General features: G+C 70.4%; 20 protein-coding genes. 6 read left to right on the plus strand and 14 right to left on the minus strand.

Annotated elements, in window-relative coordinates:
- Positions 1–180 precede the first annotated feature (180 nt).
- On the minus strand, positions 181–396 hold the full coding sequence (locus LE548_RS12515; RefSeq protein ID WP_225096858.1) for a hypothetical protein: 216 nt from the start codon (positions 394–396) through the stop codon (positions 181–183).
- 104 nt (positions 397–500) lie between these two features.
- Positions 501–1,928: an MFS transporter gene (locus LE548_RS12520; RefSeq protein ID WP_225096859.1), complete on the minus strand. Its 1,428-nt coding sequence runs from the start codon at positions 1,926–1,928 to the stop codon at positions 501–503.
- 101 nt (positions 1,929–2,029) lie between these two features.
- Between LE548_RS12520 and LE548_RS12525 the strand changes: the two genes are divergently transcribed.
- Positions 2,030–2,926 carry a helix-turn-helix transcriptional regulator gene (locus LE548_RS12525; RefSeq protein ID WP_225096860.1) on the plus strand — a complete coding sequence of 299 codons (897 nt, stop codon included), beginning with the start codon at positions 2,030–2,032 and terminating at the stop codon, positions 2,924–2,926.
- 205 nt (positions 2,927–3,131) lie between these two features.
- On the opposite strand, the gene LE548_RS12530 is transcribed toward LE548_RS12525, so the two are convergent.
- A complete protein-coding gene (locus LE548_RS12530) occupies positions 3,132–4,583 on the minus strand; it encodes an MFS transporter (protein WP_225096861.1) in 1,452 nt (483 codons plus the stop codon).
- 88 nt (positions 4,584–4,671) lie between these two features.
- Positions 4,672–6,300, minus strand: a complete 1,629-nt coding sequence (locus LE548_RS12535) for an IS200/IS605 family accessory protein TnpB-related protein (RefSeq protein ID WP_225096862.1) — start codon at positions 6,298–6,300, stop codon at positions 4,672–4,674.
- Positions 6,301–6,375: 75 nt separating this feature from the next.
- Between LE548_RS12535 and LE548_RS12540 the strand changes: the two genes are divergently transcribed.
- A complete protein-coding gene (locus tag LE548_RS12540; RefSeq protein ID WP_225096863.1) occupies positions 6,376–6,819 on the plus strand; it encodes a hypothetical protein in 444 nt (147 codons plus the stop codon).
- Positions 6,820–6,877: 58 nt separating this feature from the next.
- Complete coding sequence (dusB, locus tag LE548_RS12545) at positions 6,878–8,011, plus strand: tRNA dihydrouridine synthase DusB (protein ID WP_225096864.1); 1,134 nt, start codon at positions 6,878–6,880, stop codon at positions 8,009–8,011.
- Here dusB and LE548_RS12550 read toward each other — a convergent pair whose 3' ends face one another.
- The 3 genes from LE548_RS12550 to LE548_RS12560 all read right to left on the minus strand — a co-directional run bounded on the left by LE548_RS12550 (position 8,012) and on the right by LE548_RS12560 (position 13,316).
- Entirely contained in the window at positions 8,012–9,802 is a 1,791-nt protein-coding gene (locus LE548_RS12550; protein ID WP_374116069.1) for a CDP-alcohol phosphatidyltransferase, read from the minus strand.
- A 128-nt stretch (positions 9,803–9,930) separates the two neighbouring features.
- Positions 9,931–11,868, minus strand: coding sequence for a glycogen debranching N-terminal domain-containing protein (locus tag LE548_RS12555; RefSeq protein ID WP_225096865.1), 1,938 nt, complete (start codon positions 11,866–11,868; stop codon positions 9,931–9,933).
- Positions 11,865–13,316: a hypothetical protein gene (locus LE548_RS12560; RefSeq protein WP_225096866.1), complete on the minus strand. Its 1,452-nt coding sequence runs from the start codon at positions 13,314–13,316 to the stop codon at positions 11,865–11,867. Before LE548_RS12560 ends, LE548_RS12555 begins: the two co-directional genes overlap by 4 nt.
- A 132-nt stretch (positions 13,317–13,448) precedes the next feature.
- Between LE548_RS12560 and LE548_RS12565 the strand changes: the two genes are divergently transcribed.
- Complete coding sequence (locus tag LE548_RS12565) at positions 13,449–14,672, plus strand: ROK family protein (RefSeq protein WP_225096867.1); 1,224 nt, start codon at positions 13,449–13,451, stop codon at positions 14,670–14,672.
- A 454-nt stretch (positions 14,673–15,126) separates the two neighbouring features.
- On the plus strand, positions 15,127–17,847 hold the full coding sequence (ppdK, locus tag LE548_RS12570; protein WP_225096868.1) for a pyruvate, phosphate dikinase: 2,721 nt from the start codon (positions 15,127–15,129) through the stop codon (positions 17,845–17,847).
- A 137-nt stretch (positions 17,848–17,984) separates the two neighbouring features.
- Here ppdK and LE548_RS12575 read toward each other — a convergent pair whose 3' ends face one another.
- The 4 genes from LE548_RS12575 to LE548_RS12590 form a co-directional block, all read right to left on the minus strand.
- On the minus strand, positions 17,985–18,818 hold the full coding sequence (locus LE548_RS12575; protein WP_225096869.1) for a carbohydrate ABC transporter permease: 834 nt from the start codon (positions 18,816–18,818) through the stop codon (positions 17,985–17,987).
- Positions 18,811–19,713 (minus strand): carbohydrate ABC transporter permease, encoded by a 903-nt coding sequence (locus LE548_RS12580; RefSeq protein WP_225096870.1) that lies wholly within the window; start codon positions 19,711–19,713, stop codon positions 18,811–18,813. Before LE548_RS12580 ends, LE548_RS12575 begins: the two co-directional genes overlap by 8 nt.
- Complete coding sequence (locus LE548_RS12585) at positions 19,710–20,981, minus strand: ABC transporter substrate-binding protein (RefSeq protein ID WP_225096871.1); 1,272 nt, start codon at positions 20,979–20,981, stop codon at positions 19,710–19,712. Before LE548_RS12585 ends, LE548_RS12580 begins: the two co-directional genes overlap by 4 nt.
- A gap of 124 nt (positions 20,982–21,105) precedes the next feature.
- Positions 21,106–22,032, minus strand: coding sequence for an oxidoreductase (locus LE548_RS12590; protein WP_225096872.1), 927 nt, complete (start codon positions 22,030–22,032; stop codon positions 21,106–21,108).
- A gap of 257 nt (positions 22,033–22,289) precedes the next feature.
- Between LE548_RS12590 and LE548_RS12595 the strand changes: the two genes are divergently transcribed.
- Positions 22,290–22,706, plus strand: a complete 417-nt coding sequence (locus LE548_RS12595) for a DUF4232 domain-containing protein (protein ID WP_225096873.1) — start codon at positions 22,290–22,292, stop codon at positions 22,704–22,706.
- Between the two features lie 85 nt (positions 22,707–22,791).
- Here the strand turns inward: LE548_RS12595 and LE548_RS12600 are convergent, their stop codons facing one another.
- The 3 genes from LE548_RS12600 to LE548_RS12610 all read right to left on the minus strand — a co-directional run bounded on the left by LE548_RS12600 (position 22,792) and on the right by LE548_RS12610 (position 26,185).
- A complete protein-coding gene (locus LE548_RS12600) occupies positions 22,792–25,002 on the minus strand; it encodes an FtsX-like permease family protein (RefSeq protein WP_225096874.1) in 2,211 nt (736 codons plus the stop codon).
- A 68-nt stretch (positions 25,003–25,070) separates the two neighbouring features.
- Positions 25,071–25,751: an ABC transporter ATP-binding protein gene (locus LE548_RS12605; RefSeq protein ID WP_225096875.1), complete on the minus strand. Its 681-nt coding sequence runs from the start codon at positions 25,749–25,751 to the stop codon at positions 25,071–25,073.
- 11 nt (positions 25,752–25,762) lie between these two features.
- Positions 25,763–26,185, minus strand: a complete 423-nt coding sequence (locus LE548_RS12610) for a hypothetical protein (RefSeq protein ID WP_225096876.1) — start codon at positions 26,183–26,185, stop codon at positions 25,763–25,765.
- Positions 26,186–26,231: the final 46 nt, after the last annotated feature.

Here is a 26,231-nt window from a genome sequence, read left to right on the forward strand (position 1 = left end):
CGAGCGGGGCCCGTTCAGGCCTGCTCGCGACATCCAGGCTGGCCCGAGTCCGGCGGCGCGGCATGTCGAAATCCGTTGAAATGTCTACTGATTTCGGCGAATCCGCAGGCAGGACAACGTTTTCCCGGATGTTGGTTTTGCCTGTTTCTTACCTGAGCGCTCATGGATGGTCACCGAGGGTCACCGCGGCAGAGTCGCCGGATCGACCGTCGCCTGGTGGGCCTCGGTCAGATGCTCCTCGGCCTTCAGCCAGGGCAGGAACTGCGCGCTCCGGCGCCAGCCGCAGGTGTCGCACCGGATCACGCGCTGCACTCCGGTGCGCTCCACCCGTACGACGTGCTCCCGGCCGTGCCGGTCCCAGCGGCTGACCTTGCTCGTACTGCTGCCCCGCGCCATCACGCCTCCTCGCGCCCCGCCACATCCCGACCGGAGGGAGTGTGCAGCACAACGAACATCAACAGGGGGAGATTCACCGGCGGTTGGCCGAGCCTGCCCGGAGCTCAGCGGACCTCGCGCGGCAGCCGCAGGCTCAGCAGGCCCGTCAGCACGACCCCGGCCAGCTGCACCAGCAGCGTCGTGACCAGGGCGTCCCGCATGCCCTGGTGCGGTACGAGGGTGAGGAACAGGGTGCCCAGGGTGGCCACGCCCAGGGCGAGCGAGGACTGCTGAGTGGTGACCATCACACCGCTGCCGACCCCGGCGCGGGCCGACGGCACCTCGGACAGCACGATCCGCATCACATTGGGCAGTTGGAGCGCCTGCCCGGCACCGGCCACGGCCACGCCCGGCAGCAGCGAGACGAAGCCCAGGTGCGGCCAGTCACGCCACACGGTCAGCACGATCAGCAGCACACCCACGCCCTGGACCGCGGACCCGGCTGTGATCACCCGGGTGCCGTGCCGGGCGATCAGCCGGGGCCCGGCGAGCGAGACGAACAGGAACGCCACAGCCATCGGCGCGAGCGCGAGTCCGGCCGGCACCGGACCGAGCCGGGCGCCCTGCTGCAACGCCAGCGCGATGACGAACATGAACCCACTGAATCCGATGGAGAACGGCAGGATCAGCACCAGACCGCGCCGCAGTGAGGCCAGCGCCAGCAGGCTCGGCGGCACCAGCGGGGTCCGGCCCGCCCGGTCGGCCCGCCGCTCCACCGCCCAGAACGCACCGGCGGCGAACGGGAACGCGGCCAGCGACAGCCACGTCCACAGCGGCCAGCCCGCCGCCCGGCCCTCGGTGAGCGGGGCGAGCAGCGTCAGCAGGGACACCGCGAGCAGCACGGTGCCGGGGCCGTCGACGGGCTCGGGACGCTGCGAGCGGGTCTCCGGTACGACGCGCAGGGCGAGGACGTACCCCACCACGACGACCGGCACGTTGACGAGGAACACCGACCGCCAGCCGGTCCCGGCGATGTCGGCGGCGACGAGGACCCCGCCGAGTATCTGCCCGGCCACCATGGCGAGTCCGGCGGTGGCCCCGTACAGACTCATGGCCTTCGCGCGGCGCGCACCGCTCGTGGTGGCCTGGATGGTGGCGAGCACCTGCGGCAGCATCGCGGCGGCCGACGCGCCCTGCGCGATCCGCGCCGCCACCAGGGTCCAGGCGTCGGGCGCCACCCCGCAGGCCAGCGAGGTCAGCCCGAACGCGGCCATTCCGCCGAGGAACAGCCGGCGCCGCCCGAACAGGTCCCCGAGCCGCCCGCCGAGCACGAGCAGCACGGCGTACGCGACGCCGTACCCGGCGACGACCAGCTCCAGCACGGCCTCGCTCGCGGCGAGATCGCGGCCGATGGTCGGCAGGGCGACATTGACGATGAAGAAGTCGATCAGCGGCAGCGCCGCGGCCAGCAGGACGGTGAACAGCCCGAGCCCGCCGAGTGCGGGCGGCGCGGCCGTCGTACGGACGGCCCGGGTGGTGACGGTCTCACTCATGTCCCCGAGCCTGCGCCGCCGCCCAGACTGGTACCAGAGTCTCTTCATCCTGGTAGCAGAAGTACCTGGCAACAGGATGAAGTACACGGCACCCTGGACCCATGACGACCACGGCCACGGACAGGCGGACGACCGCAGCGCAGCCGTCCCGGGGCGCCGAGATCCGCCGGCACGAGCTGGCCGCGTTCCTGCGCAGCCGCCGCGAGCGCATCACCCCCGAGCAGGTCGGCCTGCCACGCGGGGCCCGGCGCCGCACGCCCGGACTGCGCCGGGAGGAGGTCGCCCACCTCTCCGCGGTCGGGGTGACCTGGTACACGTGGCTGGAGCAGGCCCGGGACATCCAGGTCTCGGTGCAGGTCCTGGACGCCCTCGCCCGCACCCTGATGCTGGACGCCAGCGAGCGCGCCCATCTCTTCCAGCTGGCCGGCGCGACCGATCCGACCCCCGCCGCGAGCTGCCCGAGCGTCACCCCGGCGCTGCGCGAGATGCTGCGCCGGCTGGAGCCGGTCCCGGCCTGCATCCAGAACAGCCGCTACGACATCCTCGCCTACAACCGCCCCTACGCCCGCCTCTTCGGCGACCTGGACGCGATCCCGCCGGAGGACCGCAACTGCATGCTCCTCGTCTACACGAACAAGGACTGGCAGGAGGCGATCGTCCACCTGGAGGAGACCCAGCGCATCATGGCCGCCCGGCTGCGCGCCGCCCTCGCCGGCCACCTCGGCGAACCGGCCTGGAAGATGCTCATCAAGCGCCTGGAGTCGGTGTCCCCGGCGTTTCGCGAGCACTGGGAGCGCTACGAGGTCCTCGGCGCCCGCAGCAAGACCAAGGAGTTCCGCCACCCCCACGTCGGTCACCTCAGCCTGGAACACACCGACCTGTGGCTCGGCCCCGAGGCGGGCGCCCGGATGGTGACGTACACGGCGAAGGACGAGCAGTCCCGGGAGCGGCTGGAAAAGCTGCACGAGCTGGCCTGCGCGCCGGTACCGGCCGGCTAGTGCCGCAACAGGCAACGTTCGCCCCGTCGCGACGCCCTGCACGCTCCCCCAGAGGGGGTACCCCCACTCGCCGCACCGGCCGAAAGCCCAAGTACGTCCAGTACGAGGGCTTCCGGCCGGCACTCCCCCAGCCTTCGGCCGGGGGGACCCCCAGAGCACGCACCGGACGCCGCTCCTTGACGGGCAGACGTTGCCTGCCGCGGCACTAGGTCCTGGCCCCCGCGTTCACCGGCTCGCGGATCTCCGGTGCCTGCAGGGTCCGCGCCGTGCGGTCCGCCGTGGCGCGGGCCCACCGCCCGCTCGTGAGCAGCCCGAGCACCAGCACGGCCAGCCCGCACCCCGTGAGGATCCACCAGCCGGGGCGGGCCGCCGGGACGAAGGCCTGGTGGTACGAGGCCGCGCCGATGCCGGAGGCCAGGACGGAGCCGATCACCGCGACGCCGAGGGTCTGGCCCAGCTGCCTGCTGGTGGAGGCGACGGCGGCGGCGACCCCGGCCTGGGTGCGCGGCATGCCCGAGACGGCCGTGTTGGTGATCGGCGCGTTCACGAAGCCGAAGCCGATGCCGAACAGGACGTAGCCGAGGAAGCGGGTGACGTCCGAGGTCTCCGCGTCGAAGGCGGCGAAGAGGACACCGCTCGCCGTCATCGCCGTACCCGCGATCAGCAGCGGCAGGCGGGGGCCGCGGCTGCCGACCAGGCGGCCGGAGACCGGCGCGCACAGGAAGGTCGGCGCGGCCATCGGGAGCATCCACAGGCCCGCGTGCAGGGCGTCCAGGCCGCGGACGTTCTGCAGGTACAGGGTCGACAGGAACAGGAAGCCGCCCAGCGCCGCGAACGAGCCGACCGCGATCACCGTGGCCCCGCTGAACGGCGCCGAGCGGAAGAAGCGCAGGTCGATGAGGGGTTCGGTGCGGCGGGCTTCGTACCACAGCAGGGCCGACAGGGCCACGGCGGCGATCGCGACGAAGGGCGCCACCGCGGCCGCGCCCGAGTCCGGTGCCTCGATGATCGAGTACGTCAGCGCGCCGAACAGGGCGATGACCAGGAGCTGGCCGACCGGGTCGGGCCGGCGGCCCTTGGGGGCGCGGGACTCCGGGACGAAGCGGAGGGTGAGCAGGAGGGCGGCGAGGCCGACCGGGAGGTTGATCCAGAAGATCGAACGCCAGCTCACGGACTGCACGAGCAGGCCGCCGACCAGTGGGCCGGCCGCCATGGATATGCCGACCACCGCACCCCAGACACCGATCGCGCGGGCCCGCTCACGGGCGTCCGTGAAGGTGTTGGTGATGATCGACATGGCGACCGGGTTGAGCATCGAGCCGCCCACCGCCTGCACCATCCGGAAGACGATCAGCAGGGAGAGGTTCGGCGCCAGCGAGCAGAGCACGGAGCCGATGGTGAAGATCACCAGGCCCGCCATGAAGACCTTCTTGCGGCCGATGCGGTCGGCCGTCGAGCCCGCGAGCATCAGCAGCGAGGCGAGCACCAGCGTGTAGGCGTCGATCGTCCACTGCAGACCGGAGGTCGTGGCGTGCAGGTCGCGCTGCATGGCGGGCAGTGCCACGTTCAGCACGGTGTTGTCGAGGCTCACGATCAGCAGGCTCATGCAGCAGATCGCGAGCACGAGCAGACGGCGGCGGCGGCTGAGCTCGGGCATGGATCCCATCGTACGCCTATTTCAATAGTGCGTCTAACTAATGACTGTTGCACGATCTTTGTGAGCGCGCGCTGCTGATGGACCGTTTCTAAGGACTGAGCGGGAGTGGGTCCTGCTGCCAGGACGCATGCTCAGCCGCGTGCCCCGAACGGTGTTGGGTACGCTGGTTGCCCGCTTTCGCTCCGTATCCGGCGCGCACGGATCGTGTCCGTGGTCCGGGGATACGGGGGCGGGTTCCCTCACGCCCGGGGGCCACCGGTGCGGCCTGGACGGTCCGATGCCCGCACCCATCGCTCTGGTGGGTACGGGGCGGTGCCGTCCGTCGCCGGATCGAGTGCCCCAGGGCGCGCCTACCGATCGCCACAGCTGCCGCGTCGTGGCGAGTGGTCTTTGTGTTCTTGTTGGTGAGGGGCTTCTGCCAGTGCTGGGCGCCCCATCGGGAGGTGTAGGAAGGGTCGACTACGACGACGGCGATGCCGAGTTCGGCGGCCATCGACACCAGCCTCGCCCGCAGCCGGGCCACAGGCATGCCGGAGATAAGCTTCCGGAACCGCCTGCGGCGCCCGTGTTTCTCCCGGGTCTTCTCCGCGGCGAAGTCCAGGTCCTCGACGGCGATGGCGAGGCCGTGGCGCCTGGCGAAGTGGAGCAGCCGGATCAGGGCGTGGCGGACCTGGGCGTCGCGATGCTGGGCGGTGCCGGACAGGTCGTAGTTGAAGCGGTGCGGCCTGCCGACCGGGTTGCCGTGGACATCGAGCCGCCAAACGGCCAGGTGGTCGGCGTTGGTGTCGACGCCGACCAGCCCACCGGCACGGACCTGGACCAGGGGAACAGTCCTGACCAGTGGGATCTGCCAGGAGGCGGTAAGGTACCAACGGCGGCGGTGGATGTCCTCGTGGATGCGGTACGCCACCGACCGGTTCGCGGCTATGCGGTCGGTCCACTCTTGCCCCCGGTGATGGAAGACCACGCGGCAGGCGAGCCTGTACCGGCCGTTCTTACTGTTGGCCAGATGCGCAAGCGGGGCGGGCAGTTTGATGCTGACTTCGCCGTCCGGGCTGATCCGGATCGTCTCGTTCCCGAATCGCCTGCCCGACTCGCCATCGGCCTGGAAGAACCGGCGGGACGCTTCCCACTGGCGGCGCCAGGCGTTCTCGTTCAGTCCGGCCGCTTCGAGGTGATGCCGACTGTTCAGCAGCCGCTTGCTGCCGCGCACCACCCGCACCCGCCCGATCTCTCGGTCGGCGCGCTCGCACTCCAGACGTTCCGCGAGCACATGCAGCCGCCGTGACTTCGCGTGCCACTCCTGCCGGGAGCGGTACCCGCCCGGGGCCCGCCTGGTCCCCGCCTCCCCCACCGGCAAAGACAACCGGTGCGCGATCGTGCGCACACCCGCTTCAAGGCCTTGGATTTGCGCCGCCTGAGCGCGCCGGGCCAGCGCCCACTGATCATGCGTCGCCCTCGTGATTGACCCGGCCCAACGTGAGGAGGACTGCCCGGTCAGGGCCCGCTTGCGCTGCGCCCACGCGTCCATGTCGTGCTCCAGACCAGCCGCACACCGGGCCCGTAGATCCCGCCCGGCCAGCTTGCCGAGATGATCGCCGACCAGACGCAACACCTCCACGTCTTCGGGTGTCAGGTGCTTGAGCCGGGCACGGATGGCAACACCCGACGCGCCGAGAGCAACGAACGGCGCCGCAGGCTCGCGCAGCCCACCCATGCCCCACCCCCTGCCTGGTACCGAAGAACCCGTCACCGCATCCAACGAGCACTATCCGAAAAGGTCACACATTCGATGCAAGAACTTCCGTTCCTCGGAACACTGTGCGCGCCTCAGACACAGCGCCCCCGGGCCGACCGGAACTGCCTGTGGCTGCTGACCACCAGCGAGCGCTGGAAGCGGGACTTCCTCGACCGGGACGAGATGCTGCGCGACCTGATCGCGAAATACCGGGCCGCCATGGCCGAGCACGTGGCCGAGCCGGTGTGGAAGGAGCAGCTGGACCGGCTGCTGGGGGCGTCCGCGGAGTTCCGCGCGCTGTGGGAGCGGCACGAGGTCGCGCCGATGTCCCCGCACGTCAAGCGCTATCTGCACCCGGTGGTCGGGCTGATCCGGCTGGAGCACCGGAACATGTGGCTGGCCCCGCAGGCACCCGCCCAGCGGGTCGTGGCGTACGTCCCCGCCGACGAGGACAGTGAGGAGCGGCTGGAGCGGCTGGCCGAGGCGGCGGCGGAGTGAGGGACAATGGGTGCTTGCCCTGTGTCCCCGTGTCGTAGATCCGTCCCGGAGTCGTCTGATGTCCCACCCGCTCTCCATCGGCCCGCACGCCGTGACGCCGCCGGTCGTGCTCGCACCCATGGCGGGCATCACCAACGCGCCCTTCCGCACGCTGTGCAGGGAGTTCTCCGGCGGCAAGGGATTGTTCGTCAGCGAGATGATCACGACCCGGGCGCTGGTCGAGCGCAACGAGAAGACCATGCAGCTGATCAGGTTCGACGCGAGCGAGCAGCCGCGGTCGATCCAGCTGTACGGCGTCGACCCGGCCACCGTCGGCAAGGCCGTCCGCATGATCGCGGAGGAGGACCTGGCCGACCACATCGACCTGAACTTCGGCTGCCCGGTCCCGAAGGTGACCCGCAAGGGCGGCGGCTCGGCCCTGCCGTACAAGCGCAACCTGCTGCGGGCGATTCTCCGGGAGGCCGTGAGCGGCGCCGGTGACCTGCCGGTGACGATGAAGATGCGCAAGGGCATCGACGACGACCACATCACCTACCTCGACGCCGGCCGCATCGCCGTCGAGGAGGGCGTGACGGCCATCGCCCTGCACGGCCGTACGGCCGCCCAGCACTACGGCGGCACGGCGGACTGGGAGGCCATCGCCCGCCTCAAGGAGCACGTCCCGGAGATCCCGGTCCTCGGCAACGGTGACATCTGGTCGGCCGGGGACGCGCTGCGGATGGTCCGCGAGACCGGCTGCGACGGAGTGGTCGTGGGGCGCGGCTGCCTGGGGCGGCCGTGGCTGTTCGCGGACCTGGTGGCGGCGTTCGAGGGGCGGCTGGAGGGCCTGGCCCGCCCGTCGCTGCGGAAGGTGGCCGACGTCATGGTCCGGCACGCCACCCTGCTCGGCGAGTGGCTCGGCGACGAGTCCAAGGGCGTGGTCGACTTCCGCAAGCACGTCGCCTGGTATCTGAAGGGCTTCGCGGTGGGCTCCGAGATGCGCAAGCGGCTCGCGATCACCTCGTCGCTGGCCGAACTGCGCGCCGGGCTGGACGAGTTGGACCTCGACCAGCCGTGGCCCGCCGGCGCGGACGGACCCCGGGGCCGTACGTCCGGCAACAACCGGGTGGTGCTGCCGGACGGCTGGCTGAAGGACCCGTACGACTGCGCGGGCGTGAGCGAGGACGCCGAACTCGACACCTCCGGCGGCTGATCAGTTCTTCTTCGGATGCGGCGTCGAGCCGAACGCCGTCAGGAAGCGGTCGCGGAACGCGCTCATCTTCCAGACCGGTGCGGTGTGCGCGGGGCGCAGGCCGTCGGTCCAGCCCCAGCTCGCGATCTTGTCCAGCACCGTGGGGTCCTTGGCGACGATCGAGACCGGTACGTCACGGCTGGCATGGTTGCCGCTGGCGTGGGCGTTCGGCTGGTGGTCGCCGAGGAAGACCAGCACGGTGTCCTTCGTGCCGTACCGCTCCAGCCACTCGGTCAGGGCCGTCACCGTGTACTGGACGGACTTGCCGTACTCCTCCTTGGTGTGCGTGTCGTCGGTGAGGGTGTAGGAGGACGGGTGGCCCGCCTTCTCTATGCCGTTGAAGATGGAGCCGTCGCCCAGCTGGTCCCAGCCGACCATCTTCGGGATCGGTGCCCAGGGCGTGTGGCTGGAGGTCAGGATGAGCAGCGACATCCGTGACTTGCCGTCGGCGGGCTGCTTGCTGTGCACCCGGTTCTGGAACTGCTGGAGGGTGTACTGGTCCGGCATGGTCGACCAGCTGAACTTCGGCCCCTTGTAGCCGAGTTGGAAGGCGTTGTAGACCTTGTCGAGGCCGTACCACTTCTGTTCCGGCCAGGCCTTCTGCACACCCGGCATGACCCCGACCGTGTCGAAGGCGCCGGTCTTCTTGAACGCGTCGGTCAGGCTCATGTGGTCGCTCGCCATGACCGTGCGGTAGCGCTGCTGGTTGCTGATCCACAGGCCCGACATGGTGGTGGAGTGCCCGAGCCAGCTGCTGCCGCCGTAGGTCGCCGAGGTCAGCCAGCCGCTCTTGGCGTGGAAGCCGGCCTTGGCCAGTGCCTGGGTGCGGGCGTCGAGGGTGGCGTCGACGCCGGGCCCCATGATCGGGTCCTCGACGGCGCTGCGGCCGTAGCTCTCGATGAACGTGAAGACCATGTCCTTGCCCCGCAGATCCGGGACCAGCTGGCTGCCCGGCGTGTTCCCGAAGGCGTCGACCCTGGCCACCTTCCGGAACTCCGCCTCGTCCTTGAGCGTGTCGGAGATCCGGTGGGCCTGGTCCTTCAGGGCGTTCGCGGTGCTGTCGGCGGCGAGCGGCACGCCGGACAGCTGGAGGCCGAGCGTGGAGCAGGTGATCCAGGCGACGCCGGCGACCAGCGTGCCCCGGGTCGCGGTGGCGGGGTGCCGGGCGAGCAGGTTGCTCAGCCGGACCATGGACAGCGCCAGCACCACGAAGACCGACAGCACGAGGACGATCACACCGGCCACGGCGACGAGGGTGGCCGTACGGCCGTAGGAGTCCTCCAGATACGACTCCGCGTCGCCGAACAGGCTCCAGTCGAGCACGACGTTGAAGCCGCGGCCGAGGTACTGGTTGAACCCCGCATCGAGCAGGTTCAGCACGGTCATCGCGGCCAGCGACACCCCGGACACCACGGCCAGCGCCACCCGCGGCCGCCGTGGCAGCGCGATCAGCACGGCGGCCCCGATCACGGCCTCCGCCGGTATCCGCACAAACCGTCGAGGGTGCAGCTGGGCCATGGAGTTGGGCATCACCAGTGCGGCGACGACGAGCATGGCGGCGAGCACGGTGACGGTGACGGACAGCGCCTGCGCGGCGGCCGGATGCGCCGCCCGCCATCGCCGGGTCCACGCGGACGCCATGGCCCAGGGCCGGGGAAGGGATCTGGGGAAGGACGGGAGGGACGCGAGCACGGGCGTGGGACTCTCCTCCTCGCCACCCTCGACCGTGCTCGCCGCCTGCCGCGTACTCATGTCCTGAGACAACCCGAAGGTCCTTCCGTGCGAGACCCGTACCACAGTCGAGTACGGCCCCGCGCGGACAGGTGTTCAGGGCACTGTGCAAACACCGGGCAAATACAGCGCCTGACCTCACCCGGCGCCTAAGCCCCACCCACCGCCGTGAGCAGAGCGAGGGGCGCCGCAGCCGACCGGGACTCCCGCACACAGGCGTGCGGATACGGCACCGGCTCCGGATGCGTGTCCCGGCCGTACCCCGCCAGCACCTCGGGCAACCGATGCCCGCCCATGGTCGCCGCATCGACCAGCGCATGAGCGACCACCCGAGCCTCGTCATGCAGCCCGTACCGTGCCAGCCCCAGCGTGATCAGCGCGTTGTCATGGGGCCAGACGGAACCCCGGTGATAGGAGAGCGGATGGTACGCCGACTGGCCGGAGGCCACCGTGCGGACCCCCCAGCCGGAGAAGAAGTCCGGCTCCAGCAGCCGTCGGCCCACCACCTCGCCGTACTCCTTGTCCAGCAGCCCCGACCACAGCAGATGCCCGGCGTCGGAGGCGAGCGCGTCCACGCGCCGGCCGTCGCCGTCGAGCGCGAGGGCCGGGAAGGAGTGCTCCGGCATCCAGAAGTCCCGCTGGAAACGGTCCCGCAGATCGGCGGCCGCCTGCTCCAGCAGCGCGGCGTACGTCTCGTCGGCCCACACCGTCCGCGCCACCCACGCCGTGCGGCGCAGCGCGTCGTACGCGTACCCCTGCGCGCCCGCCGCCATCACCGCGCCGGTGGGCCGGGTGCCGTCGGCGGAGCAGATCGCGCCGGGGGAGTCCTTCCAGTTCTGGTTGGCGAGACCGCCCTCGTCGGCGCGGTAGACGAGGTAGCCGCGCGAGGTCAGCCCGCCGTGGTCCAGCATCCAGCCGACGGCGGCACGCGCGTGCGTCTCCAGACGGCGGGCCAGGGCCGAGTCCCCGGTGTGCTCGACGTACGCGCCGAGCAGGATCAGGAACAGCGGGGTCGCGTCGACGGAGCCGTAGTACCGCCCGAACGGCACCTGCCCGAAGTGCGCCAGCTCCCCGTGCCGTACCTCGTGCACGATCTTGCCGGGCTGGGCGACCGGGGACGGTCCGGAGCCGGTCGCCTGGGTCGCGGCCAGGGCGAGGAGCGTGGCGGCGGCCGGCCGTGGCCGGTACGGCAGCGCGAACAGGGAGGTGAGCAGGGCGTCCCGGCCGAGCAGGGTCAGGAACCAGGGCGCGCCGGCGGCCGGGACGCGCAGCTCCTCGCCGTCCGGTCCGGTGGCCGGCACCTGGAGCACGGCCAGGTCCGCGAGCCCGCGCGCACAGGCCGCGGACAGCTCCGGCCAGCCGGCCGGGAAGGCCACGCCCTCCATGAACTCCGTTTCCAGCGCCGCCCGTTGCTCCTGTATGGCGGCCGGGTCGCGGGGCACGCGCAGGGCCCGCTTCTCGCCGTGCGGGCGGGCGATCACGCGCAGCACCAGCTCCGTCGTGCCGTGCGCCGCGAGGTCGAGGGCCCACACCAGGCGGCGGGCACCGGTGCCGGTCTCCTCCACGGCGTCGGGCGCCGGGTCGGCCGTGATCGACGTACGGGAGTGCCATTCGGCGCGCCGGTAGGTGAACTCGATCCCGTCGTCCAGGATCTGGCGGGAGCGTACGGCGCCGGGCTTGACGTAGGTGCGGTGGTCGGCGCGCAGCTCGAACTGGTCGGTGAAGTCGGCGTCCACGGTGAGGGCGAGCCGGACGGTGGTCGGCACCGGGCGGTTGCTGGTGACCCGCAGGGACTCCGTGAACGAGCTGTCCCCGACGGCCTGTTCCCGGAAGACGGTGTGCGCCGGGGGCTCCCGCCGGCCGCCGCGCGGGACCAGTACGCAGCGGGCCGCGTCCGCGTCGGTGACCGGGGTGAGCACCTCGGGCACGGCGCCGTCGAGGGTGAGCTGCCAGCGGCTGAGGTGCCGGGCGTCCCGGACGAACAACCCGTCCGGGGCGCCGCTGCCCCGGACCCCGCTGATGTCGCCCCGGTCGCCCACGGCGGCGAACGTCGCCCCGTGCACGAGCAGATGATGCCGGTCCGTCATCGCCGGTCCCCTCCTTTGTCACTCGTGTCGAACGTGTCGGTGGCCGGGCTGGACACGCCCTCGCGGGCGCCCTTGACAAGCTCTTGGTGCAGCTCGTGATGCAGGTCCAGGGCGAGGGCCGCGGTCCAGCCGAAGCCGGTCGCGCCGCAGGCCTCGCCGGTGTACGGGTCGACGTACTCGGCGAAGCCGGTGGTGTCGGCGAGGTGGAGTACGGCCGCGCGCAGGGCGTCGGCCAGGTGCAGCTCCCCGTGCGCGCGCAGGCCCCGCTCCAGCAGCCAGCTGGTGTTGAACCAGGCGGGCCCGCGCCAGTACCGGTGCGGGTCGAAGGCCTCGCCGAGGAGGTCGTAGCTGGGGGCGAGCCGGGTGCGGTCGCCGAGCGAGAAGTGGGGGCCGCGCAGTGTCCGTACGAGGGCGCCGACGAGGTCCCTGGGCAGGCCGGGGAGGAGGAGCGGGACCAGCCCGGACACGCCCCGTTCCTGGATCAGCCCCCCGCCCTTCAGGTCCCGGCACAGGAACATGCCCGCCGCCGGGTCCCACAGCCGCTCCACCAGCGCCGCCGTGAGCCGTTCCGCGCGCGCGTGCCGGGCGGTGCCGGTCGCCCCCAGTTCCTCGGCGATCCGGGCGAGCGCGTGCTCGGAGGCGATGAGCAGGGCGTTGAACGCGGGGTCCTCGACCGCGAACTCCCCCTGCCCGTCGGCGTATCCGGCATCCCGGTAGTCCGCGGCCAGCCGCACGTACCGCCCGTAGTCCAGATCCGTCGGCCGGTCCTCGGCGGCCCCGTGGTCGAGGTCGGCGCGGCGGAAGGAGCGGGCCGGGGCCGGGGTGATCCGGGCCAGCGGGGCGTCCCAGCAGGGGCTGTTGTCCATGCCCTGCTCCCAGGGGTGGACGACCGACGCCAGCCCGCCGCCGCCCAGGTCGCGCCGGTGCAGCAGATAGCGGTGCCAGGCGGCCAGGCGCGGGTAGACCCGGGCCAGGAAGCCGCGGGAGCGGGACGTCTCGGGGTCGGCGTGGTGCACCAGCCAGGCCGCGAGCGCGTGCACCGGTGGCTGCACGATGCCCGACGTCTGTACGGTGCGCGGGGCGCCCGCGGTGTGCCCGGCGGTGGAGGAGCGCCAGAAGTCGGGGCTCGGGAAGTAGGCGTCGAGCGGTACGGAGGGGTTGAAGACGATGTGCGGGACGCGTCCGTCGGCCCACTGGGCGGCCAGCAGCGTCTCCAGCTCGGTCTGCGCCCGCAGCGGCGAGACATGCCGCAGGCCGATGGCGATGAACGCCGAGTCCCAGGACCACTGGTGCGGATACAGGCTCCGGGACGGCACGGTCGCCCGGCCCGTCCAGTTCGCCTCCAGCACCCGGGCCGCCCTGACGTGCAGGGAATCGCTGGAGCCCGGGGGATCGTATGCGATCTCGAACTCGGTGGAACGGCTGGTGAGCTGGGCAGTGCGGTCCACTCGGGGCTCCCCGAAGACTGAAGACGCCCGGCCGGGCCGACCGGGTTTGGCTATGTCTACCGTAGGGTTACGTCTATTTAACACGCAAAACTCACTATGTAATGCAGAGTTGGGAAACACAAGGGGGTGCGCATGACTGGACGTCCGGGAAGAGCTGTCAGGAGCGGCGGCGCCCAGGTCGGCGCCGGAGACCTGCTCGAACTGGTGCGCAGTGGGCGGGCGGTGACGCGGGGTGCGCTGCAGCAGGTGACCGGGCTGTCCCGGGCCACCGTCGGCCAGCGCCTGGACCGGCTGTTCCGGGCCGGCTGGCTGCGCGAGGGCGCCGGCGGCCCGGTCGATTCACCGCTCGGCGGCCGCCCCTCCATCACCCTGGAGTTCGACGGCTCCCACGCCGTCGTCCTCGCCGCCGACCTGGACACCCGGCACGCCCGCGCGGCCGTCCTCTCCCTGACCGGCGAGATACTCGCGGAGCATGCGGGCACGCTGGTGGTCGAGGACGGCCCGGAGACCGTACTGGCCGAACTCGGGCGCTGGTTCGGCGAACTGCTGGAGAAGGCCGGGCATCCGGCGGCGGAGGTCTGCGGCATCGGGCTCGCGGTGCCCGGCCCGGTGGACAGCGAGACCGGCCGGGTGGTGCAGCCGCCGATGATGCCGGGCTGGGACGGCTACGACATACGGGGCCGCCTCTCCCGCGCCTTCACCGAGCACACCGGGGCCCCGCCCGTCCCCGTCCTGGTCGACAACGACGCCAACCTCATGGCGTACGGCGAACAGCGCGCCGGACACCCGGACTGCCGGGCGTTCGTGCTGGTCAAGGTCTCGACCGGTATCGGTGCCGGGGTCGTCGTGGACGGCTCCGTCTACCGGGGGATCGACGGCGGGGCCGGTGACATCGGGCACATCCGGGTCGGCGCGGACGCGCTGTGCCGGTGCGGTTCGTACGGCTGTCTCGCCGCCGTCGCGAGCGGCGGGGCCGTGGCCCGGCGGCTGGCCGAGTCCGGGGTGCCGGCGGCCTCCGGCTCGGACGTACGGGACCTGCTGGCCGCCGGGCATCCGGAGGCGGCGGCGCTGGCCCGGGAGGCGGGGCGCCGGGTCGGGGACGTGCTGGCGACGGTCGTGACCCTTCTCAACCCCGGCGTGCTGATGATCGCCGGCGATCTGGCCGGAACCCCCTTCCTCACCGGCGTGCGCGAACTGCTCTACCAGCGGGCGCTGCCCCGCTCCACGGCCCACCTGGACGTCCTCACCTCCCGGCTCGGCGAGCGGGCCGCGCTCATCGGAGCGGGGGCCCTGGTCGTGGAACACCTCTACGCGCCGGAGCGGGTGGAGGAGCGCCTGCTGGCGCTGGGTGTGTGACAGGGGCGTGTGACATGGCTGTTTCCGGGTACCTGAAGCGGTCCGCAGTGGTCCGCGGCCGGTCCTGCAATCGGTCCGCATGGTGAAATCCGGGCCGCTGTGGCAGCGTGATTCTCGCCACCCTTGATAAGGGCTGCGCTCAGATGAGCGGATCATGGGCGACTGCACTTCTCCAAGGGGTGGCACTGGGTGCCACCCCTTGATCGTTCATCGATCGAAAACAGACGTGCACGATGGGCGCTCATGTGAGCAGAAAATCCGGCATCTGGGCGTACTTGCGTTCAAGAAGTGAAAACATAAACGGGCCACGGCTTGCCAAGCCTTGACTTTCGATCCAGTGGCGGACGGGTGGTTACAGGCGCATGACGGGCAAGTGGACATACCCATAGACCTTCGATCTGGGTATGTTCCTGGCCGTCAGGGCAGCCACCGTGGCCTCAAGGAGTCGAGACCCGTGTCGGAAAACAAAGATCCCCACGTAGCGAAGTTCGTTTACGACTTCACCGAGGGAAACAAGGACCTCAAGGACCTCCTCGGTGGCAAGGGCGCCAACCTCGCCGAGATGACCAACCTCGGTCTGCCGGTCCCTCCCGGCTTCACCATCACCACGGAGGCCTGCAAGGTCTACCTGGACAGCGGCGAGGAGCCCGCGGACCTGCGTGACGAGGTGAGTGCACACCTCGACGCCCTTGAGCAGCGGATGGGCAAGAAGCTCGGCCAGGCCGACAACCCCCTCCTCGTGTCCGTCCGCTCCGGCGCGAAGTTCTCCATGCCCGGCATGATGGACACCGTCCTGAACATCGGCCTCTCCGACAAGTCGGTGCAGGGCCTGGCCAAGCAGGCCGGCGACGACCGGTTCGCCTGGGACTCCTACCGCCGCCTCATCCAGATGTTCGGCAAGACCGTCCTCGGCGTCGACGGCGAGCTCTTCGAGGAGGCCCTCGACAAGGCCAAGGAGGCCAAGAAGGTCACGGTCGACACCGACCTGGAGGCCGCCGACCTGAAGAAGCTGGTCACCACCTTCAAGAAGATCGTCAAGAAGGAGGCAGGCCGGGACTTCCCGCAGGACCCGCGCGAGCAGATGGACCTCGCCATCAAGGCGGTCTTCGACTCCTGGAACGGCGACCGCGCCAAGCTGTACCGCCGCCAGGAGCGCATCCCGCACGACCTCGGCACGGCCGTCAACGTCTGCTCGATGGTCTTCGGCAACCTGGGCCCCGACTCCGGCACGGGCGTCGCCTTCACCCGCGACCCCGCCTCCGGCCACCAGGGCGTCTACGGCGACTACCTCCAGAACGCCCAGGGCGAGGACGTGGTCGCGGGCATCCGCAACACCGTCCCGCTGGCGGAGCTGGAGTCGATCGACAAGAAGTCGTACGACCAGCTCATGCAGATCATGGAGACCCTGGAGAACCACTACAAGGACCTCTGCGACATCGAGTTCACCATCGAGCGCGGTCAGCTGTGGATGCTCCAGACGCGCGTCGGCAAGCGCACCGCCGGGGCCGCCTTCCGGATCGCCACCCAGCTCGTCGACCAGGGCCTGATCGACGAGACGGAGGCCCTCCAGCGCGTCACCGGCGCCCAGCTGGCCCAGCTGATGTTCCCGCGCTTCGACGAGCACGCGAAGGTCGACAAGGTCGCGCGCGGCATCGCCGCATCGCCCGGCGCCGCGGTGGGCAGGGCGGTCTTCGACTCCTACACGGCCGTGAAGTGGTCCCGCTCGGGCGAGAAGGTCATCCTGGTCCGCCGGGAGACCAACCCCGACGACCTGGACGGCATGATCGCGGCCGAGGGCATCCTCACGTCGCGCGGCGGCAAGACGTCCCACGCGGCCGTGGTCGCCCGGGGCATGGGCAAGACCTGTGTCTGCGGCGCGGAGGAGCTGGAGGTCGACACCAAGCGCCGCCGCATGACCGTCCCCGGCGGCCAGGTGGTGGAGGAGGGCGACCTGATCTCCATCGACGGCTCCTCCGGCAAGGTCTACCTGGGCGAGGTCCCGGTCGTCCCGTCCCCCGTGGTGGAGTACTTCGAGGGCCGGATGCACGCGGGCGCCCACGACGCCGACGAGCTGGTCGAGGCCGTGCACCGGATCATGGCGTTCGCCGACCGCAAGCGTCGGCTGCGGGTGCGGGCCAACGCGGACAACGCCGAGGACGCGCTGCGCGCCCGTCGCTTCGGCGCACAGGGCATCGGCCTGTGCCGCACGGAGCACATGTTCCTCGGCGACCGCCGTGAGCTGGTCGAGCGCCTCATCCTGGCCGACACGGAGGACGAGCGCGAGGAGAGCCTGAAGGCGCTGCTCCCGCTGCAGAAGCAGGACTTCGTGGAGCTGTTCTCGGCGATGGACGGCCTGCCGGTCACCATCCGTCTCCTCGATCCGCCGCTGCACGAGTTCCTGCCGGACATCACGGAGCTCTCGGTCCGCGTGGCCCTGGCCGAGTCCCGCCAGGAGCCGCACGAGAACGAACTGCGCCTGCTCCAGGCGGTCCACCGCCTGCACGAGCAGAACCCGATGCTGGGCCTGCGCGGCGTACGCCTCGGCCTGGTCATCCCCGGCCTGTTCACCATGCAGGTACGCGCGATCGCGGAAGCGGCGGCCGAACGCAAGAACGCCAAGGGCGACCCGCGCGCCGAGATCATGATCCCGCTCGTCGGCACCGTCCAGGAGCTGGAGATCGTGCGCGAGGAGGCCGACCAGGTCATCGCCGAGGTCCAGGCGGCGACGGGCACCGAGCTGAAGCTGGCCATCGGCACGATGATCGAGCTGCCGCGAGCCGCCCTCACGGCCGGCCAGATCGCGGAGGCGGCGGAGTTCTTCTCCTTCGGCACCAACGACCTGACCCAGACGGTCTGGGGCTTCTCCCGGGACGACGTGGAGGCCTCGTTCTTCACGGCATACCTGGAGAAGGGCATCTTCGGCGTCTCCCCGTTCGAGACCATCGACAAGGACGGCGTGGGCTCCCTGGTCAAGGCGGCGGCGGAAGCCGGCCGCCGCACCCGCCCCGACCTCAAGCTCGGCGTCTGCGGCGAACACGGCGGCGACCCGGAGTCGGTCCACTTCTTCCACGAGGCCGGCCTGGACTACGTCTCCTGCTCCCCGTTCCGCATCCCGGTCGCCCGCCTGGAGGCCGGCCGCGCCGCCACGCAGTCGGCGGGCAGCGACCACCGATAGGCCCTCGCGGGCCGGTTGAACCCCGGAGCCGCCGCTGGTCCCCGACCCTCACCGATCGGCGGCGGCTCCGGCGCATGAAAGAGGAGAGGCGGCACCCTGTGCGGGGGTGCCGCCTCTCCGGCGTGTCGGGCCGTGGCTCAGTCGATCCCCGACCGCTCCACCCCCGCCACGATCCACCGCTGGAAACACAGGAAGACCAGCAGCAGCGGCAGGACGGACATGACGGCGGCGACGAACAGCTCATGCAGCCGCACGACCTGGGACGTGGTGAAGGACGACAGCGCGACCTGCACCGTCCAGGCGCTCTGGTCCTGCCCGATCACCAGCGGCCACAGGAACGAGTTCCACGCCCCGAGGAACACGATCGTCCCGACGGCGGCGAACACCGGACGCGCGTTGGGAACGACCACGAGCCAGTACGTGCGCCAGTACCCGAGCCCGTCGACCTGGGCCGCGTCCTCCAGCTCCCGTGGAAATCCCAGGAAGTACTGCCGGAAGACGAAACAGGCGAAAGCGGAGAACAGCGTCGGGACGATCAGCCCGCGCAGCGTGGAGATCCAGCCCAGCGACGACACCAGCACGAAGCTCGGTACGAAGGTCACGGCGGCCGGGACCAGCAGGGTGCCGAGGATGCCGTAGAAGACCTTGTTCGCGTGCCGGTAGGGGATGCGGGCGAGCCCGTATCCGGCGAGGGAGGCCGGCAGCAGGGTGCCGACGGTCGTGGCCACGGCGATCAGCGCGGAGTTGAGCAGCGACCGGGCGAAGGGAACGGACGGATCGTCGAACAGCTCCCGGACGTTCCCCCACCTCAACTCACCTGGAAAGAACGTCCATCGGGGCGAGGTGATGTCCTGCTCGCTCGACAGCCCGTTGCGCACGAGCAGATAGAAGGGAATGAGGAAGAGCAGGGCGAGCACGATCAGCAGCACCACCCGCAGGGCCCGACCGGCCCGCACCAGGGCGTCATCCATCGGCGTCCGTCCTTCCCAGCCGCAGCCACCGCGCCTGCCCCACCGTGACCACCGCGATGACCAGCGCGAGGATCACCGCACCCGCGCTGCCGAGCCCGAGGTTCTGCCCCTGCCCCAGGGCGGTGTAGTAGAGATAGACGAGCGGCGGCCGGGCGTACGGCGGGTAGCCCCTGGCGTCGGACAGCAGGTTGTAGAACTCGTCGAAGGCCTGGAAGGCGTTGATGACGAGCAGCAGCACCACCGCGACCGAGGTGGCCCGCAGCTGGGGCAGGGTGATGTGCCGCAGCACCGTCCAGCCGGGCCGGGCCCCGTCCACGGCGGCCGCCTCGTAGAGCACCGGATCGATCCGCTGCAACCCGGCCAGGAAGAGGATCATGTAGAAACCGGCTTGCAGCCACAGCCGTACGGTGACGATGACCAGCCAGTACCAGGGCGGATCGGTGATGGACAGCCAGGCGACGGGATCGCCGCCGAACCACCTGAGGACGGTGTTGGCGAGCCCGAACCGTACCCCGTTGAAGATCGACATCTTCCAGACCAGGGCGGCGACGACGTAACTGCACGCGGCCGGAAGGAAGAACACGGACCGGAAGAAGGCCCGTGCCCGGCGGACCCGGTTGACCATGAGGGCGAGGGCGAGGGAGAAGACATAGGTGGCCGGCACGATGAAGGCCGTGAAGACGAGGAACGTCCTCAGACTGCCGACGAACGCGTCGTCCCGCAGCATCGCCGTGTAGTTGTCCAGGCCGACGAAGTGGGTGGGCGTGACCGTGTTGTGCGCGTCGAAGAAACTCAGGGCCACGCTCCACAGCAGGGGAACGTAGGTGAAGAGCGCCAGCCCGGCGGCGAACGGCCCGACGAACACCCAGAACCAGAGGGCCCTACGGCGCCTCACGACGACTTCTTCGTGTTCCGGAGCTTCTTCACACGGTCGAGTTCGGCGCTCACCTTCCGTACGACGCCCCGCAGTTCACTCTCCGGACTCGCCCCACTCCTGATGATCCGGCTGAGCGCGTCCTGATAGGCGGTCTGCGCGGCCGGCGTCCACAGCAGTGGCTGGGCGTAGCCGTGGTCGGTGGTGAAGCGCACGGCGTCCGCGGCAGGGCCGTTCTTCAGCTTGGTCGCCTTCTTGGCGAGGGAGATCCGGGCGGGGATGTGGAAGCCGTAGCTGAGCGCGAAGTCCTCCTGATAATCGGTCCGTTCGACCCACAGCCACTTCACGAACTCCTTGGCGGCCTCCTTGTGCCGGCCACGCGCGCTGACGGCGGCCCCGTACGCCCCGACGGGCACGGTCGGCTTGCCGTTCCCGCCGTCGCCGGGGAACGGCAACACCCCGAAGTCTTCTCCGAGTTGCTGCTGGATCTGCGGCAGCGCCCACAGCCCCGACCACTGCATCGCGGTCAGCCCCTGGATGAAGGCGGACGGGTCGGCCCAGTCGGCGGGGGCGCCGAGGAGGAGGGACTTGCCGGCGTACAGCTGATGGAGCTTGCCGAGGGTGCGGGCGGCGGAGGGATCGTCGAAGCCGACTTTGCCATCGTCGGTGACGAGCCGAAGTCCGGCCGCATAGAGGGGAGTTCCCCCGAGCACGCCGGCTCCCCCGTCATTGCCCAGGAAGAGCCCCTTGACCTTGCTGGTGCTGAGCTTGCGGGCGGCGTCCACGAGGGCGTCGAGCGTGGTGGGCGGCTCTACTCCCGCATCCCTCAGCAGACTCTTCCGGTAGTAGAGCATCTGCATGTCGATGACCTGCGGAATGCCCCAGACCCGCCCGTCGTACGTCTTGGGCGTGAGCACGGCCGGATTGAAGTCGGCCTCGACCCCGGCCAGCAGCTCGGTGAGATCGACGACCTGACCGCCCTGGATCTGGTCGAGCGTGGGACCGTTGACCTCGAAGACATCCGGCCCGGAGTCGGTCAGCAGCGCGGCGGCGGTCTGCTGGTCGTAGTCGCCCGGCCGCCACTGCACGGTGACACGCGCCTTCCGGTAGGCGGAGGCATACCGCTGAACGGCCCGCTGAGTGCCGGCCTCCCCATACTGGTGATACCACTGGGACAACGCCGTCCCCGAACCCCCGCCCCCACGCCCGGTGTTGGACCCGCACGCGGCGAGCAGTCCCGCTCCGGCCCCGGCACCCGCGGCCAGCAGTCCCCTACGGCTCATGGTCATCGTCTGTGCCCCCTGACGTCGGTCATCGATGCACGGTCCAACGATCAACCTTGCGGGATGATTACGAAAGGGCGGTTGCAGCCGTGTGTCACCGGGGCCGCGTGCTGTGTGTTCGGGGCCTGTGTCACGGGGCGAGGGAGTCGTAGGAGACTCCCGTCAGCCGCACGGACTCCTCCCAGAGTCTGCGCGAGACCGCGTCATCGACGGTCCAGGGCGCCCGCCAGGAGCGAGCCGGCGCACCCCGCCACATACCGAACCACGGCCCGAAGAACTCATCGGCCCGTACGCCGTCCGCGGTCGCCGCGTACAGCACCGGCAGCGCCCCCGCCTCGGCCGACTGCGCGAACACCCGGTTGGCCACCTCCATCACCCGCTCGGCACCCCGCCGCCCCTCGGCGCGTGGCCCAGCGGTCTGGAGATTGGTGGCGGCGTACCCGGGGTGCGCGGCGACGGCGACGACATCGGCACCGCGTGCGGCGAGCCTGCGGGCAAGCTCGTGGGTGAAGAGGAGGTTGGCGGTCTTGGAGCGTGCGTAGGAGATCCAACGACCGTATCGTTGTCGGCTGTTGAGATCACGGGGGTCGATGTTCGCCAGGGCGTGCATGAGGCTGGAGACGGTGACGATGCGAGCGCCGGGGGTGGCGAGCAGCCGGGGCAGCAGCAGCCCGGTGAGCGCGAAGTGCCCGAGGTGATTGACTCCGAACTGCGTCTCGAACCCGTCCGCGGTCGTCCCGTACGGTACGGCCATCACGCCGGCGTTGTTGACGAGCAGGTCGATCCGGTCGTACGGCAGCCGGCGCGCACATGTGTGCACCGAGCCGAGATCCCCCAGGTCCAGCACCAGAAGCTCGACGTCGGCACGAGGCACCTCACGCCGGATTCTCCCGACGGCGGCCTCACCCCGCGCCGCACTCCGACAGGCCAGTACCACCCGGGCGCCCTTGCGGGCCAGCTCCAGGGCGGTGACCTGGCCGAGGCCGCTGTTGGCGCCGGTGACGACGGCGAGGCGGCCGGTGAGGTCGGGGATGTCGGAGGTGCTCCAGCCACGCATGGTCCGATTCCTTCCGGGTTGCGAAGATGAGAGGGCGCAACTTTTCCGGGCCGGGGTGCATCCAACATAGTGACCTTCATCCACCTATTCGCCCGATGGAGGCGGATATGCGCATGATCCCTCATCGGAACCCTCTGAACCCTCTGAGCCGATCCCGAGCCCTCTCCCGCACATCCCCCGGGCGCGGCGCGGCAGCCGTGCTGACCGCGGCCCTCGTGGGCCTGACGGCGGCGGGAGCGGCATGGAGCGCGCCCTCGATGACGGCTTCTCTCCGTACGTGCACGGTGAACGATCTGTATCTCTCGATGGGCCGCAAGGAGGGGGCAGCCGGGTCGCTGTACTGGCCGATCCGGTTCACCAATACCAGCACCACCAGCTGTGCCCTGCGCGGCTACCCGGGCGTCAGCGTCCTGGACACCGCCCACCACCAGCTCGGTCCCGCCGCCACCCGCAGCGGCAGCCCCTACGGCACGGTCACCCTCACCCCGGGCCACTCGGCCTCGTCGGTCATCCGCACCACCAACGGCCCGATCGGCGGTCCCTGCCTGCGCACCGGCACGTACCTCCGTGTCTACCCACCGGCCTCGCGCACACCGGCACTGATACCGGCCGCTTGGACGACGTGTTCCGGTGTCTTCCAGGCCGGTCCAGTGAATGTGGAGGGGTCGATCTGAGGGGGTGGTGGTGGCAGAGGAAAGCAGAGGAAAGGGGGGGCGGCACATCAGGTGTGCCACCCCCCTTTCCTCTCAGCCCCGACTTTCAGTCCCGCCGGATGAGCTCAGGGTCGATGCGGCGGCCGACCAGGGGGAGCGAGCCGAGGGCGGCGACGGCTACGACGCACAGGGTGCCGGTGAGGAGGAGGGGGAGGCCGGCGGTGTCCCAGAAGACGGTGCCGCCACCGGTGATCAGATAACTCGCCTCGGCCATCTTCCCCATCACGACGGCCAGCAGCAGCCCCACCGCCAAGGGCAGCACGACCTGGGCCACCTGCACCGCACGAAGGGTGCGGCGGCGGGCGCCGAGGAGGGTGAGGGCGGTGACCTGGGGGCGGCGTTCTACGGCGCGGTCGGCGGCGGCGACGAGGTAGGCGGCGATGCCGATGACCACGGCGAGGAACATGCCGATGGCCAGGAGGGTCTTCACGACCGCGATCTGCTGGAGGGCGGTGACGTTCAGACCCTGGGGTGCCACAGCGATGGTGGGCACGACATGAGCGATCCCGTCCAGAACCGCACGCACGGTGTCCGGGTCGGAACCGCTCATCAGACTGAGCGTGGCTTCCTCAGGACGCGCTCCCTGAGGAAGCGCGGAGGGAGGAACGAGAATCATGCCACTACCGAGAGCCGGGAGACCTGCGTGATCCCGGTAGGGCAAGGTGCGCCGTGGTGCCTTGAACTCCAGGCTGCCGCGCCCGCCAACTAGCGTGACGACCACCTTCTTGCCCGCCTCGGCAGTCCCGCTCTGCTCCTGCACGGAGGAGTCCCGGAGGCGCTGGGGCTGGCCGTCAGTGCACTTACCGACCCAGGGCAGGGCCTTTCGCAGCTCGGCGCAGGTGGCCAGGACGATCTCGGGTGGCCCGCCGACCGCGGTCTCGTCGCCGTGCGTCGGCGCAGTGGCCCAGTGAGCGCGGATGCCTGGTATACGTTCGAGGGCCGCTCGCTGAGCTGCAGTGAGTCTGCCGTCGGGCATGTCGTACATCTGGATCGGAGCTGTGTTCCTGGAGACCTGGTCCAACTCGATCAGCACGCCCTGCGCAAGAGACGCTGCGAACACCAGCAGTACCAAACCGGCGGCCACCCGAAGCGCACCACCCGGTTCCGCCTCGTTGCGCCGCATGGCCAGCCCGAGTGTCAATGAACGGGTGGACCGGGCGATCCGTCCGGCAAGGGACCGGGACAGGCGCGGCAGGATCGTCACAAGGCCGACGCCGATGAGGACGACCATCGAGGGAATCAGCAGCGCGGACGGCCCACTGTCCGAGGGCACATGCCCGGTCGCCCCGGCGACGCAGTACCCGGCGGCGACGCCCGCTCCGGCGAGCAACGGAACGAAACCCCAGGCGGACGGAGACTTCTGCGGAGCTGTTCTGCGGACGGCCAGCGGATTGGTGGCGGCCTTCCGCGCACTGACCCGTCCCACGACCCAGGCGAGCGCCGGGCAGCCCACCAGGCATGTTCCGACCGTCGAGCCGGCCAGTGTGCCATCGCTCGGGTACCAGGTGAATCCGGGGAGCCCGACTCTCGACACAAGTTGATTCAGCACCCAGTACACGCCCAGCCCCAAGAGTGAGCCGATGCCGGCGGCGGCGACCGTCTCGGCAGCGTTGACCCGTTGCACCTCCTTGGCACTCATGCCGAGCAGGCGTAGCGCGGCCAGTCTGCGGGCCCGCTCGGCTGCGGACAGGCGTGCGCAGACCGAGAGGAACACGGCCAAGGGGACCAGAACGATCCCCACCATGGTGAAGCGCAGGATGCCGAGTGTTGCCGCCGCCACGGTGGGATCCGGAGCCTCCTCCTTCCCGAAGCGCGCGACGGGTACGCCGTCCGGTAGCTCAGCACGGCGTACACCGATGTAGGCCACCAGTTCCTCGGGCCGCGCGAGCCCTTGGGGGCCGATCAGTCCCGATTCCCGCCCCGGGAGACGTTGGGCGAGAGCCGGCTCGGCACGCAGCACTTCACGCAGCCCGGGAGAGACGAGGACCTCTCCCGCACGCGGGAACGACGACAACCCCGGTGGTGGCTCGATGTCCTTGGAGCCCTGAGCGAGGAAGATACGGGTGAGGGGCCTCGCGCCGTACGGGTCGGTCCGCCGCAGTAGCAGCGGGAACCCCGCGAAGACCGGGTTGCGCGACTCGTCCCGCGCCACAACCGGCTGTCTCGCCGCGACACGCGCGTCCTGGGCGGCCAGGATCCCGGGAATTGTCAGCACGATCGCCAGACAGCACACGCCGATTGCGCCACCCAGACTCATCAGGGCGAATCGCACACGGTTCCCGCGTCCGCTGCCCAGCAGCAGACGCAGTCCCAGAAGTAGTTCTTTCACGATCCGACCGGCCCTTGTGTGGTGAGGACGCCGTCGACCATGGAGTAGCGACTGTCGGCGCGAGCCGCGACGTCGGGGTCATGCGTGACGATGAGGACCGCCGTGCCCTGTGAGCGGGCCAAGGTCAGGAACTCGTCCAGTACGGCCGAGGCGTTGGCACTGTCGAGGGAGCCCGTCGGTTCGTCGGCGAAGACCACGGCCGGGCGATGAACCAGGGCTCGGGCCACGGCCACGCGCTGGCTCTGCCCACCCGACACCTGGGACGGCCGGCGTTCCCGCAGCTCCGACAGACCCAGCCTGCCCAGTACTTCGCCCGCGGCGGCGAGCGCGGCCCTCTTCCGCTGACCGGCCAGGCGCAGTGGAAGGGCAGCGTTTTCCTCCACCGTCAGCTCCGGCAGCAGCTCGCCGTACTGGAAGACGAAGCCGAAGCGGTCGCGGCGCAGAGTGCTCAGCTCGTCGTCGTCCAGCTCATTGAACGGGCGCCCCTCGAAGCGGATTTCGCCCTGGCTGGCGGGGAGCACACCGGCGAGGCAGTACAGCAAGGAGGACTTGCCTGAGCCGCTTGGTCCGGTGATCGCCGCGATTTCGCCCCGGCGCAGCAGGATCGACGCGCGTTTGACCGCTTGCGATGCTCCGTAGAAGAGATCGACGTCTTTGGCGACAAGAGTTTCCGGCACGACGACCTCGGTCAGCCGTGGAGTCGGTAGCTGAAAAGCAGGTCGGGCGCGCAGTTGTCAGGACGAAGAGTGCCTTTGTCGCGGCAGACGTGAAGGCGTGCGTCGTCGGTGTAACGCTGGGCGCCGTCCCAGTTGGAGTGGTGCATGAACACCGTCTGCCGCTGCTTGCCGTAGTAGCGGACCCAGTCATGGCCTTCGACCTTGACTTCTACGTACCCGTTGTGACCATCTCCCGGATCGGTGTCCCGCAGGTACCCGCGCCACTCGAACGAACCGTGGTTCTGCTCGGCGGGGTTGAGCCGGTACTGGCCCCTTTCGAAGGCGACTCCTGCCGTACGCTGCGCCCGCAGGCTCTGCCAGGTGGAAGCAAACGCCGTACCCGCTCCGGTGATGAAGACCCCCGCCGCGATCAGACCCGCTACTGCCTTGTTCATACGCCACCTCTCAACAAACCCCACCTGCCCTACTGACAGCCGGAGT

This window comes from Streptomyces sp. CoH27, from assembly GCF_020181035.1.
Classification (GTDB): domain Bacteria; phylum Actinomycetota; class Actinomycetes; order Streptomycetales; family Streptomycetaceae; genus Streptomyces; species Streptomyces camelliae.

What these genes read in the sequence shown, in the direction of transcription:
- LE548_RS12515 (WP_225096858.1), bottom strand. Translation starts at nt 396, where the DNA reads ATGGCGCGGGGCAGCAGTACGAGCAAGGTCAGCCGCTGGGACCGGCAC.
- LE548_RS12520 (WP_225096859.1), bottom strand. Translation starts at nt 1,928, where the DNA reads ATGAGTGAGACCGTCACCACCCGGGCCGTCCGTACGACGGCCGCGCCG.
- LE548_RS12525 (WP_225096860.1), top strand. Translation starts at nt 2,030, where the DNA reads ATGACGACCACGGCCACGGACAGGCGGACGACCGCAGCGCAGCCGTCC.
- LE548_RS12530 (WP_225096861.1), bottom strand. Translation starts at nt 4,583, where the DNA reads ATGCCCGAGCTCAGCCGCCGCCGCCGTCTGCTCGTGCTCGCGATCTGC.
- LE548_RS12535 (WP_225096862.1), bottom strand. Translation starts at nt 6,300, where the DNA reads ATGGGTGGGCTGCGCGAGCCTGCGGCGCCGTTCGTTGCTCTCGGCGCG.
- LE548_RS12540 (WP_225096863.1), top strand. Translation starts at nt 6,376, where the DNA reads ATGCAAGAACTTCCGTTCCTCGGAACACTGTGCGCGCCTCAGACACAG.
- dusB (WP_225096864.1), top strand. Translation starts at nt 6,878, where the DNA reads ATGTCCCACCCGCTCTCCATCGGCCCGCACGCCGTGACGCCGCCGGTC.
- LE548_RS12550 (WP_374116069.1), bottom strand. Translation starts at nt 9,802, where the DNA reads ATGAGTACGCGGCAGGCGGCGAGCACGGTCGAGGGTGGCGAGGAGGAG.
- LE548_RS12555 (WP_225096865.1), bottom strand. Translation starts at nt 11,868, where the DNA reads ATGACGGACCGGCATCATCTGCTCGTGCACGGGGCGACGTTCGCCGCC.
- LE548_RS12565 (WP_225096867.1), top strand. Translation starts at nt 13,449, where the DNA reads ATGACTGGACGTCCGGGAAGAGCTGTCAGGAGCGGCGGCGCCCAGGTC.
- LE548_RS12575 (WP_225096869.1), bottom strand. Translation starts at nt 18,818, where the DNA reads ATGGATGACGCCCTGGTGCGGGCCGGTCGGGCCCTGCGGGTGGTGCTG.
- LE548_RS12585 (WP_225096871.1), bottom strand. Translation starts at nt 20,981, where the DNA reads ATGACCATGAGCCGTAGGGGACTGCTGGCCGCGGGTGCCGGGGCCGGA.
- LE548_RS12590 (WP_225096872.1), bottom strand. Translation starts at nt 22,032, where the DNA reads ATGCGTGGCTGGAGCACCTCCGACATCCCCGACCTCACCGGCCGCCTC.
- LE548_RS12595 (WP_225096873.1), top strand. Translation starts at nt 22,290, where the DNA reads ATGACGGCTTCTCTCCGTACGTGCACGGTGAACGATCTGTATCTCTCG.
- LE548_RS12600 (WP_225096874.1), bottom strand. Translation starts at nt 25,002, where the DNA reads ATGAGTCTGGGTGGCGCAATCGGCGTGTGCTGTCTGGCGATCGTGCTG.
- LE548_RS12610 (WP_225096876.1), bottom strand. Translation starts at nt 26,185, where the DNA reads ATGAACAAGGCAGTAGCGGGTCTGATCGCGGCGGGGGTCTTCATCACC.